The 11850-nt window shown below is 60.0% G+C and carries 10 protein-coding genes; 3 read left to right on the forward strand and 7 right to left on the reverse strand.

What is annotated here, in order from left to right:
* Positions 1-10: 10 nt before the first annotated feature.
* The 3 genes from B2589_RS06620 to B2589_RS06630 are packed head-to-tail and all read right to left on the reverse strand — an operon-like array spanning position 11 to position 4535.
* The gene (locus tag B2589_RS06620; RefSeq protein WP_058342239.1) at positions 11-424 is read right to left on the reverse strand and encodes a response regulator; all 414 of its coding nucleotides are present in this window, start codon (positions 422-424) and stop codon (positions 11-13) included.
* A gap of 27 nt (positions 425-451) precedes the next feature.
* Positions 452-997: a hypothetical protein gene (locus tag B2589_RS06625; RefSeq protein WP_058342238.1), complete on the reverse strand. Its 546-nt coding sequence runs from the start codon at positions 995-997 to the stop codon at positions 452-454.
* Positions 990-4535 carry a response regulator gene (locus B2589_RS06630; RefSeq protein WP_286816002.1) on the reverse strand — a complete coding sequence of 1182 codons (3546 nt, stop codon included), beginning with the start codon at positions 4533-4535 and terminating at the stop codon, positions 990-992. Before B2589_RS06630 ends, B2589_RS06625 begins: the two co-directional genes overlap by 8 nt.
* Before the next feature lie 101 nt (positions 4536-4636).
* Here B2589_RS06630 and B2589_RS06635 point away from each other — a divergent pair, with 101 nt between their 5' ends.
* A complete protein-coding gene (locus tag B2589_RS06635; protein WP_286816003.1) occupies positions 4637-5737 on the forward strand; it encodes a hypothetical protein in 1101 nt (366 codons plus the stop codon).
* Between the two features lie 3 nt (positions 5738-5740).
* On the opposite strand, the gene B2589_RS06640 is transcribed toward B2589_RS06635, so the two are convergent.
* Entirely contained in the window at positions 5741-5968 is a 228-nt protein-coding gene (locus B2589_RS06640; protein ID WP_227508370.1) for a hypothetical protein, read from the reverse strand.
* 143 nt (positions 5969-6111) lie between these two features.
* Positions 6112-7398 carry a serine hydrolase domain-containing protein gene (locus tag B2589_RS06645; protein WP_286816004.1) on the reverse strand — a complete coding sequence of 429 codons (1287 nt, stop codon included), beginning with the start codon at positions 7396-7398 and terminating at the stop codon, positions 6112-6114.
* Between the two features lie 131 nt (positions 7399-7529).
* Here B2589_RS06645 and ybaK point away from each other — a divergent pair, with 131 nt between their 5' ends.
* Together ybaK and B2589_RS06655 are read left to right on the forward strand one after the other, a co-directional pair.
* Positions 7530-8000 carry a Cys-tRNA(Pro) deacylase gene (gene ybaK / locus B2589_RS06650; RefSeq protein WP_286816005.1) on the forward strand — a complete coding sequence of 157 codons (471 nt, stop codon included), beginning with the start codon at positions 7530-7532 and terminating at the stop codon, positions 7998-8000.
* A 4-nt stretch (positions 8001-8004) separates the two neighbouring features.
* Positions 8005-9204, forward strand: coding sequence for a cation:proton antiporter (locus B2589_RS06655; protein WP_286816006.1), 1200 nt, complete (start codon positions 8005-8007; stop codon positions 9202-9204).
* Positions 9205-9284: 80 nt separating this feature from the next.
* Here the strand turns inward: B2589_RS06655 and B2589_RS06660 are convergent, their stop codons facing one another.
* Both B2589_RS06660 and B2589_RS06665 read right to left on the reverse strand, forming a co-directional pair.
* Complete coding sequence (locus B2589_RS06660; protein WP_286816007.1) at positions 9285-11528, reverse strand: NADP-dependent isocitrate dehydrogenase; 2244 nt, start codon at positions 11526-11528, stop codon at positions 9285-9287.
* Between the two features lie 107 nt (positions 11529-11635).
* A partial coding sequence (locus tag B2589_RS06665) for a hypothetical protein (RefSeq protein ID WP_286816008.1) occupies positions 11636-11850 on the reverse strand: 215 nt, incomplete at its 5' end.

The raw sequence follows: 11850 nt of genomic DNA on the forward strand, positions 1-11850 counted from the left end.
GCTGGACCGGTCAGTGGTGCCGGTTCAGCCCCTGCATTTGCGCCATGTCGCCACCGTGGACCATGGCGTAGTTACTCACCACATCGTGAATTTTTTCCTGGGAATAGGGCTTGACCACGTAGCCGTTGGCGCCGGCACTGATTGCCCGCTGGATACTCTCAATCGAATCATCCGCCGTCACCAGCACGATGTGCTGCTCCTTGCGAACCTCCTTGAAGCGGGTCATCAACTCGTGGCCGTTGCCGTCCGGCAGCCCCAGGTCCAGCAGAATGATCTGGTATTCACTGGCGTCGAACGCTGCCCTGGCCGAAGCCGCATCACTGCATTCCGTCACCAGCGTTGCGCCCGCCTTGTACAGCATCTGTACCAGCCGCTCGCGCATGACCGGCTCGTCTTCAACCACCAGTACTCTCAGATCCGTCATCCATTCTCTCCTGTTGTGTCCCGTTACTCAGAATGAGTCATTGCCGGTTTTGCGCGGCAGCTCCAGCGGCGCCGGGCCCGGCCGGCCCTGTTCCCGCTCGCCGGCTGGCCGGCTGTCGGCACCCTCGCCGGCTCCGGCCCCTTCCCGCACCAGTATATTGCTGATGCTGACCGCCGTTGTGTACAACGAAATGGCCACAATCAGCAGCACCGGCTGCACAAAGGCCACAAACCCCGGGACTTCGGTATTGCCCACGATACTCAACATCAGAATGATGGACGGCCCCAGCACCACAAACAAGGTCAGGGCAATGAAAAAGACAATGCGCTCCTTGTACCGGCCCAGATCGCGGTTGGTCACCAGCCCCAGCACAAACTTGCCGATGGCCAGGCCTGCCATGATGGTCGCGGCAATGCTGAGGTCCGCCCGCATCAGGGTTTCATAGACATTGCCGTCCCACAGCCGCTGCATGGCAATGACAAGAAACGGAAACAGCACAAACAGCACGTCTGCGTAGGTGCCGTACATCATGCTCAGTGAATTGTGTTCCTGGGGGCGATTCTGGTCACTCATGGGTCTGTTCCTGTCGGGTACCGGTGGTTGAAACCAGTGCCTTCAGAGCCTGGTCAATCATATGGTTCAGTTGTTCCAGCCGTTGTGCGATTTCCGGCCAGTCGTATTCATTCTGTCGCAGGCACTGCTCCAGCCTGCCCGCCTGTTCCGTCATCATCGGGTAGCCCATGGCTCCGGCCGTACCCTTGATCTGGTGGCTCTCGGTGCGCAGCACGTCAACATTCCGGTCGTCCAGGGCCAGCTTCATGCGGCGCTGGCGCTCCGCAAGGCCGGACAGGAAGCGGGAAACAAGGTGCGCCAGGTCATCATCAAGGCCCGAGCTGTCCACGGTCTGCGCTCCCAGATAGCGATCCAGCAGGGCCTGCAGGTGGCTCTGGTCGATGGGCTTGTTGAGCACGCCATCGCAGCCGGCTGCCAGCAGGGCTTCGTTCTCGGCCTGGTCACCTGCGGTGAAGGCTATCAGGGGCCGGCGGAATCCGGCCTGGCGAAGCAGGCGGGTAGCTTCCACGCCGTCCATTCCCGGCATGTGGCGATCCATCAACACCAGGTGCACGGTATCCGACAGTGCGCGGCGCACGGCTTCATCCCCCGAGGCCACCAGAACCGGGTCCAGGCCCAGGCGCCGGAGCATGCGCTCCACCAGCCGGCGGTTGTCCTCGTTGTCTTCGGCCACCAGAACCCGGCCGGAATAGCTCCTGTCCGTAGCAGTAACCGGCTCCGGGCAGTGGGTCAGGTAGCGGGCCAGCATCTCGTAGAACCGCTGCTTGTCGATCGGCTTGGCCAGGTGCTCGTTACAGCCGGCCATCCGATATTCCGCAATATCCTCGGCCATAACATTAGCCGTAAGGGCAATAATGGGCGTATTGATACCTGCTTCACGAATCGCCTGGGTGGCATCCCGGCCGTTCATGACCGGCATTTGGATATCCATCAGGATCAGGTCGAAGTCTTCGCGCCTTACCCGTTCCAGGGCTTCGGCACCGTTAGCCACATGCACCAGCTCGGCGCCGGTACGGGCCACCAGCAGGGATACCAGCCGCCGGTTCACTTCGTTGTCTTCGGCACACAGAATCCGGCCCGACAACCTCGGTGCCAGCACCATGGCAATGGCCCGTCGGCGCTGGCTGAATTCCGAGGCATCCCGCAGGAAGTGCACCTGCTGCAGGCTGCCGGTGCTGATGGAAACCTCGAATTCGCTGCCCTCGCCGTAGGTACTGGTTACCCGGATATCCCCTCCCAGCAGCTCCGCCAGCCGGCGGGAAATACTCAGCCCCAGCCCGGTGCCACCATACTGGCGGGAAATAGCCGTGCTGCCCTGGGCGAACGGATCAAACAACCGCTCCAGCTGCTCCGGCTTCATGCCAATACCGGTATCGACCACCCGGGCAATCAGGGTTTCGGCCTCGCGATCACAGCGGATGACCAGGGAGATCGAGCCGCTTTCCGTGAATTTCAGCGCATTTGCACACAGATTGATGATGATTTGCCGGTATCGGGTTGGGTCCGTGCAGATCTGCTCCGGCAGCGGATACTCGCAGACAATGCGGAAATCCAGGCCTTTCTCCCGGGCCCGTGGCTCGAAGAACGCGCGGACTTCATCCAGCAACTCCGGCAGGTTCACCGGCACCACATCCACGTCCAGCTTGTTGGCGTCGATCTTGGAGTGGTCCAGGATATCGTTCACCAGCTCCAGCAAGTGCCGGCCACTGCGTACCACGGTTTCGGCGCTGCTGCGCTTTTCCCGGTCGTCCAGGTCCGGGTCCAGCAGGGTTTCGCCGTAACCGATGATCGCCGCCAGCGGCGTCCGGATTTCATGGCTCATGTTGGCCAGGAACTGGCTCTTGGCCTTGGCGGAGTTGCGGGCCAGCTCTTTCTCCAGCCGTTCCTGTTCCCGTTCACGCTCGATCTGCAGGCGCTGGTGGCTTTCGGTGGCATCGATGCAGGTGGCTTCCAGGTGCACCGGCATGCCCTCGGCATCGTAGGCGGTGTGCAAGGAGATGGTCGCCCAGCGCTCCTCGCCCTCACGGGTAAAATACCGGGCTTCGATGCCTTTAACCGTGCCCCGGGCTTCCAGCTGTTCCACCACCAGCCGCCGCAGGCGCTCATCGGCTATGCAGGTTTCCAGCACGTCCGGATTTTCACCCAGCAGTTCACGGCTGCTGTTGTAACCCAGAAGCTCTGCCATCGCCGGGTTGGCGGTCACAAATTTCCGCTCCGGTGACATCTGGAACACGCCTTCGATGGCGTTGTTGAACAGCGACTGGTAACGCCCAAGGTTGGCCAGGGCCCGGCGGTTCCAGGCCATGGCTTCACCCTGTACCTGCTTGATGCGGTCGGCCAGGGCAAAGGAGAACAGGATGATCTGGGCAGTCAGCCCGAACTGCGGGGCGTAGGTGGTAAAGGTATTCAGCGGGAGGTAGCCCATCACCGTCAGGGCATAGATACCAAAGCCAATCAGCGCCATGGTCCAGGCGTAGAAATAGGCCCGGGCGGCCGGGTTGTAGTAACGCCAGGACAGGTAACTGACCACGATCAGGATAATACTGAGCAGGATCGAATCCAGCACGATCCATTCCATCGCCACCGAATAGGGCATAAAGATGGACAGGCCAAAGGTGAGCACCACCGAATACAGGCACAGCCGCAGCACCTGGTCCAGGTCTGGCGAGCGCTCACGGGTTTCCAGCAGGGAGCGGGCCATCAGCAGGCCAAAGAACCAGGTCAGGATGATCTGGTAGTGCAGGTAATCCTTGTTCAGCAAGGCTGGCCGTTCATCCAGCAACTGCACCCCGTGGACCTGCTCGGTAGAAATAAACACCGCCGCACCCACCAGGTAAAGCACATAGTAGATGTTGCTGCGTTCACGCACCGACACCGCCACAAACAGGTTGTAGGCCAGGATCGCCAGGATGGCACCGAGCAGCACCCCGCGCACCGCTTCATCAATAGAAACTTTCTCGATGTATTCGTTCGGGTGCCAGAGGGTGATGGGCAGGCGGAAGGTGTTGGTATTGGTGATGCGCAGGAATACCCGCGTGCGGCTGTCAGGAGGCAGCTTCAGCCGGAAAGTAGGGTTGGGCACGGCCAGGTCGCGGTCTTCCCAGTTGTCCTGGTAGCCGGCCTGGCGCTGATCTACCAGCATGCCATCCCGCTCAAGAAACAACTCGACGCTGTCCACCAGCGGTAGCGCCAGCTCCAGTATCCAGTCGGTCTCGCCCTGCAGGGCATGGGTACTCAGGTCAAAGCGGGTCCAGTAAGCAGACTCGGTGTAGCCGAAGTTGAGAACGCCGGCTTCATGCTGGGTGAAGGCTTCGGCCTCAAGGTTTCTGAGCTGATCGATCGACAAGCTCTGGTCCGGATCTTCCAGGTACCGCAAGCATCCGCCCAGGTCACGGATGGCACCGGTGTTCCGGTCAAGCCGGACTTCGCCACTGCGGCAGGCATCCTGGGCCATGGCCGGGGCCGGCAGAATCAGGGCTGCCAGTACAAGAAACAGGACCAGCACCGGAATCCCGGCCTGGGCGAACCGTTGCTGCAAAATGTGATCTCCGCGCGGGTAGCTGCGTGCTTTATCGTTTATTGTCAGCACAGCTCACTTTAGCCTTTCACAACGAATTTCGCACCCCGGGGCCTTCTGAAATGAGACATTCCTGCCTTTTTGTTGCCATATCACTGGCGTTGCTGACCCTGAGTGGGTGCCGTGTGGAGAGTGGTGGCAGCGATGACTCCTCCGCCTTCAACCCGGCCGATGATGTCGACCTGACCTTCCGTACCTTTGACCTGGCCGACACCGAACAGGCCCCGGACACTCTGAGCTTCACCCGTTTCAGTGATTTTTATCCGGGCATTGAGCCGGCCGGAAACGACGATACAGCCGGGAACCAGGAGCTTGTCGAAAGCATCCGGCGTCATATCGACCAGTTTATCGGCGCGCAACCGACAGACGATGGCAAGGCCTATACCCGGGTTCGAAACCCGCTCGACCTGATGAACCAGGTAATCAGCGTGGGCCGTGTGGATAACTTTGATGAAGGCAGGCGCTATATCCGCGAGCGAATCGCCTCGGGCGAAGCCGGTAATTACAACACCCGCAGCGCCGGCGCCATCATCCGGTTTACCGACCAGGATGCCGTGGCCAATCAGGAAGCGCTCAACAATCGCCAGTGGTTTTACCAGACCCTGGACTGGCGTTATCAGCCGCCCGCGGAAAACCTCGATGGCAAGGTTTACCGGGTGATTCAATATGTCGCCCGCAACGTTGAGGAAACGGAGCGCGAGCAGCAACCGCAGCTGCTCAGCCTGCTGTCCGGCAGCCGTTTCAACGCCAATGAATTCAGTAACCTTGGTTACAACCAGCCGGAGTTTGCCACCGTCGATTATGTCAGCCGGAGCTACGGCGGCATTGAGTTAAGGCAGGAGTTTGCAGCAGAGGCACAGAAAGACACCCTGTACATCAAAAGCCCGGACCAGCAGATACTCGACCTGAGCAGCTATCAGAGTGCCGATGCCGACCCCAGTCCGGACTGCATCCGGGTTGAGCTGAACTACGCCATGAGCGAGGTACGCCTGTACACCTCCAATAACGAGCCGGCAAGGGTTCCGGATCCACAAGCGGATCCGGCCGATTACCCGACCGAAGAAGATATTCCCAGGGTACCGAATGAGAACAACTGTACCTACCAACCGGAAGACCAGGCCATAACGTTCTGGAGTGCTGAATCGGCCGCCAACAGGCAGTAGCGGCTACAAATCCCAGTTCTGCAAAAACCCCTTCTTGCGGCTGATCATGCGCTCATAGGTAGAAATCATCAGGGCAGCGTGGGGGGCCTTGGTCATGCGCAGGGTTTCGATACGGCGTTCAAGCCGCTCTACTTCGTTGCACAGCTGTTGCTGGACCTGGGAGCGCATGCTCTCGTGATAGTCCAGCTGCACACGGCGGGGTTCGGGCGGGGATAGCCTTGATTTTGGCATAGGGGTCTCATCCATTGAGTCGTTGGTAACTTCCACATCCTGAAAGTCTTGCGTGAAAAGTGTGCCGGACTGTCCGACAAAGTTCAATTAAAATGAACAAGCTTTCACTTTTTTTAACACTCCGTTAACCCCGGTGCCCCGGCTCATGCTGCCACAAGCCTGCGGCGATGCTCCGGCAATAACGGAAACTGCTTGCACACAGTATAGACAAACTTCCCCAGCGCGGGTAAATGATGGCCGACTATCGGGAAGCCGGTATTGAGCAGGCTGACTGAAATATCCCGGGCCGGGTCCGCCCAGCAGAACTTGTTGATCAAGCCCACGTGGCCAAAGGCATAGCGGCTTTGCGGCCCCCATAGGCCCACCGGATTGCCACCAAGCATCATGCCGGCACTGAAGCGCATGGGCAGCATCATGGTACGGTCCACCTGGAGGGATCCGAACTGCTGGATCGCACGCCGGATGGTGAGTTCGCTGCAGATCCGCTGGCCATTCCAGGTGCCGCCATTCAGCATCATCTGAAAAAACCGGCTCATTTCCTCAGCGGTGCCACACAGGTTACCGGCGGGAATCACCGCTTCCTGGAAACGGGGATCGTTGGTCACTCGCTCAACGGTACCGATGTCGCCGCCCAAGGCCCGGTTAACAATCCAGGACACCGGAAACCTCGGGGTAGGCCCGGTGGCGTAGTTACTGGCCAGGTCCGGAAGGTGTTCCGCACCAATACCGTAGGTGAACCACTTCATGCCCATGGGCCCGCGCAGGTACTTGTCCAGGTAGGCATCAATGCTGTCGCCGGTCACCTTCTCCAGCACCCGCTGCAACACAAAGCCGCCGGTGATGGCGTGGTAAGCCACCTTGGCGCCGTCTACTTCCACCGGCCGGGCGTTACACAGCAATCGCCAGATTTCGTCTTTATCCCACAACACATCAATGGGGGTTTCCCGGGGAATGGCCGGAATACCGCCCCGGTGGGACAGGATCTGGTGCACGGTTATGGTGCGCTTACCGCTGCTGGCAAATTCCGGGCAGTAGTAGGACACCGGGTCCATCAGGTTCACCAGCCCCTGCTCGGCCAGCATATGCATCAGCAAGGCAGTCACTGCCTTGGAGGCAGAAAAAAAGCAGACGGGGGTTTCGGTAGTCATCGGCACCCGGGGCACCGAGCGGGGATCGTGGGGCCCGTTACCCCGGCTATGACCGATGGCGCGATGCAACACCTGTTCACCCCGATAACGCAAAGACAGCTGGATACCGGGATGAACCCCGGTCCGGTACAGGGCTTCCACGCTGCGCCACACGGCTTCCGGAACCTCGGGGGCCAGGCCAACCCGTTCCGGGTGCTCCGAGGCAGTGTCCCGGAAGGTGACCGAGTCCAGGTCCCGGGGAATGGCGCTGAGGTTCAGGGCGCGGCGAGCCAGTGAATGCATATTGTTGCCTTTGTTTTATATCTGAATGGTTTCACTATAGATCAAAGCACATCATCCGGCAGCAACCGGGGTGCAGTTACCGGCGCCCCGTGGTTTAATTCCGGCAAACCGTGATTGCAACAGGAGCCTGCATGACCCCCGGAATTCTCGCCGCCCAACGCGCCAAGGTGGCTTTTACCGTGCATGAGTACGAGCATGACCCGGCCGCCGAAAGCTACGGCAACGAAGCCGTGGAAAAAACCGGCGCCAATCCGGACCAGGTGTTCAAAACCCTGGTTGTCTCGCTGGATGGCAAAGACCTCGCCGTCGCCGTGGTGCCGGTATCCGCCATGCTCAGCCTGAAGCTGATTGCCCGGGCCGCCGGGGCCAAGAAGGCCGCCATGGCCGACAAACAGCTGGTTCAGCGCACTACCGGCTATGTTCTGGGGGGCGTCAGCCCGCTGGGGCAGAAGAAGCAGCTGAAGACGTTTATCGACGACTCGGCCAGCAACTTCGCAACCCTGTTTGTCAGCGCCGGAAAACGGGGACTGGAGATCGAACTGGCTCCGGAAGACCTGGCCAGGCTCACCGGGGCCACCTTCGCACCCCTGCAACAGGACTGATCCGGTGAATCACGCCAACGACCTTATCCTGATTGGCGCCACCCTGTTATTGGCCCTGGCGGCCCATGCGGTCGGCCAGAAAGTACATGTGCCCCGGGTCACCCTGTTGCTGTTGCTGGGCGCCCTGGCAGGGCCGGACCTTCTGGACCTGCTGCCGGCAGATGCCAGCCAGAGCTTTCACCTGATTACCCAGCTGACCCTGGCTATGGTGGGCTTTCTGCTGGGCGAGCGGATGTCTGCAAAGGACCTCAAGCAGGGCAAGGAGGCGCTGATTGTCAGCCTGGTGGTCACCTTTGTAACCGCTGCAGCCGTTACCTTCGCTACCTGGTGGGCCACCGGCAACCTGGCGGCAGCGCTTTTGCTGGGCGGCATTTCCACCGCCACGGCGCCGGCCGCCACGCTGGATGTACTGCGGGAATCCGGCGCCAACGGCCCGCTGACCCGGCTGGTGTTCCAGGTGGTAGCCATCGACGACGCCTGGGGCGCCATCCTGTTCAGTATCCTGCTGGTCAGCGCCGGACTGCTGATTGGCAACGGCGATACCCATGGCCCTACGGCCATGTTACACGGGGTGATGGAGGTCGGAGGCTCGGTACTGCTGGGTATTGTGCTGGGCCTACCCATGGCGTGGCTGACTGGCCGGCTGCGGCCCGGTGAGCCCATGCTGCTGGAATCCGCCGGCTTTGTGTTTGTAGCCGCGGGGCTGGCCGGCTGGCTCGGCCTGTCTTACTTGCTCACCTGCATGACCCTGGGCGTGGTCGTGGCCAACCGGGCCCGGCACCATGTTCGGCCATTCCGTTCAATCGACGGTATTTCCGAACCCTTCCTGGCACTGTTCTTCTTTATGGCGGGCTACCAGCTGGACTTGCTGGCACTGCCAACACTGGGCGCACTGGGAGTGGCCTATGTGCTGGCCCGGGTGGCAGGGCGCTTTGCCGGTGGCTATCTGGGCAGCGTGCTGGCCGGCTCGGCGCCCGATACCCGTAGCCGCATCGGGGCCTGCCTGATGCCCCAGGCAGGCGTAGCCCTGGGCCTGGCACTGGTGGCGACCGAACGGCTGCCGGAGCTGGCTTATATCCTGCCACTGGTGATCGGGGCCACCGTGATATTCGAGATCATCGGCCCGCCACTGACGCTTATCCAGCTGCGCAAGGCGGGTGAGACCGGCAAGGGCTACCAGGAAGACCCTGACGAGGACGACTAGACAACAAAAAAACCGGAGAGCCAATGGCTGTCCGGTTTTTTTGATCAGGGCCGGGAAACATCCCGGCCTGACACTGAGCCTCAGCTCACAGATGCCTGGGCGTCGACCAGGATCTTGGTCAGCGTTGCGCTGGGCTGCATAACGGCAGACACTTTCTCCGCCGGCGCGTGGTAGTAACCACCGATATCCGCCGGATTGCCCTGTACCACCGTCATTTCTTCCAGGATCTTGTCCTTGTTCTCTTCCAGCTGTGCAGACAGCTTGGTGAAGAACTCTTTCAGTTCCTTGTCTTCATCCTGTTTGGACAGCTCTTCCGCCCAGTAACGGGCCAGGTGGAAGTGGGAACCACGGTTGTCCAACTCGCCGGTCACACGGGACGGAGACTGGTTGTTCTCCAGCAGTTTCTCGGTAGCCTTGTCCAGGGTCTGGCCCAGCAGGCGGGCGCGCTGGTTGTTCTGCTTCTCGCCCAGCTCGTCCAGGGACACTGCGGTGGCCAGGAATTCACCCAGGGAATCCCAACGCAGGTGGTTTTCCTGGATCAGCTGCTGTACGTGCTTGGGTGCGGAACCGCCAGCACCGGTCTCGTACAGACCACCGCCGTTCAGCAGCGGCACGATGGACAGCATCTTGGCGCTGGTGCCCAGCTCCAGGATCGGGAACAGGTCGGTCAGGTAGTCACGCAGCACGTTGCCGGTTACGGAAATGGTATCCAGGCCACGGATCAGGCGCTCCATGGTCCAGCGGATAGCACGAACCGGAGACATGATGTGGATTTCCAGGCCTTCGGTGTCCAGCTCGGCCAGGTACTTCTCGACCTTCTTGATCAGCTGGGCATCGTGAGCACGCTCGTCGTCCAGCCAGAATACCGCCGGCATACCGCTGGAACGTGAACGGTTGACCGCCAGCTTGACCCAGTCGCGGATCGGCAGGTCCTTGGTCTGGCAAGCGCGCCAGATATCGCCTTGCTCAACGTTGTGCTCAGTCAGCACAGTGCCGTCTTCAGCGACAACGCGAACGATACCGTCTTCCTTGATTTCGAAGGTCTTGTCATGGGAGCCGTACTCTTCCGCCTTCTGGGCCATCAGGCCGACGTTCGGCACAGTGCCCATGGTGGTGGGATCGAACGCGCCGTGGGTCTTACAGAAGTTGATCACTTCCTGGTAGATGGTGGCGTAGGTGGACTCAGGCATAACCGCCTTGGTGTCCTTCAGCTTGCCATCACGGGCCCACATCTTGCCGGAGTTACGGATCATTGCCGGCATGGAGGCGTCTACGATCACGTCGCTCGGTACGTGCAGGTTGGTGATCCCTTTAACGGAATCAACCATGGCGATTTCCGGACGGTGCTCGTAGCAGGCGTGCAGGGCTTCCTGGATTTCTTCCTGCCTGGATTCCGGCAGCTGCTTGATCTTCTCAACCACGGAAGACAAGCCGTTGTTCGGGTTTACGCCGATTTCATTGAACAGGTCGCCGTACTTGTCGAACAGCTCCTTGAAGAACACCTTCACCGCGTGACCGAACACGATCGGGTGAGAGATTTTCATCATGGTGGCTTTCACGTGCAGGGAGAACATCACACCGGTCTTTTCGCAGTCTTCGATGGCGCCTTCGAAAAACTTCACCAGTTCCTTCTTGCTCATGAACATGCCGTCGAGCACTTCGCCTTCCAGCAGCGGCAGGTCGGATTTCAGAACGGTTTGCTCACCCTTCTTGTTCTCGAACACGATGCGGGCGTTGGTGGCCTTGTCCAGGGTTACTGACTGCTCGCTGGAGTAGAAGTCGCCACCGCGCATGTGCGCCACGTGGGTACGGGAAGCCGGGCTCCACTCACCCATGGTGTGCGGGAACTTGCGGGCAAAGGCTTTTACCGCAGCCGGTGCACGGCGGTCGGAGTTACCTTCACGCAGGACCGGGTTAACGGCGCTGCCCAGCACTTTGGAGTAACGTGCGTGGATTTCTTTCTCTTCGTCGGTTTCCGGGTTTTCTTTGTACTCGGGAACCTTGTAGCCCTGCTCGTTCAGCTCTTTGATGGCAGCACGCAGCTGGGGAATGGACGCAGAGATGTTCGGCAGCTTGATGATGTTGGCGTCCGGATCCTTGGTGTACTCACCCAATTCAGCCAGGGCATCCGGCACCCGCTGGTCTTCCTCGAGGTAGTCCGGGAAGCCTGCCAGAATACGCGCCGCGAGAGAGATGTCGCTGGTTTCGAAGTCGATACCAGCCGGCTTGGCGAAGGTTTCCAGGATGGGAAGCAGTGACCGGGTAGCGAGGGCGGGTGCCTCGTCGGTCAACGTGTAGACAATCTTGGATTTGGAGTTGCTCATTTTCGTCCTCAGGCTATGGGGTGGGTTCAGGACGGTCATGGCGCATTCGGGCGTCTTGTGAACGTCCGGTTTTGCCAGTGACTGATTCGGAACTTTTGATAGACCTACTAAGATAGCATTTTTTGCGGAATTTTGATTACGATCTTAGTATAAGAACGTACGGATGATGCCTGATCTTCGGTTACAGGCTCATGAAATGGCGGGAATTTACGAAACTTTCTAACATTTGTTCGTTTTTCTGGCTTTGGAGTGATCGCGGTGGGGGAAAGCCCTCCCAAAACACGCTCCTTCGGCCCATCCATGGGGCGCTTGGGCTCCGCCA

Source organism: Marinobacter sp. UBA3607 (assembly GCF_002375525.1).
In the GTDB taxonomy this organism is placed as follows: Bacteria; Pseudomonadota; Gammaproteobacteria; order Pseudomonadales; family Oleiphilaceae; genus Marinobacter; species Marinobacter vinifirmus.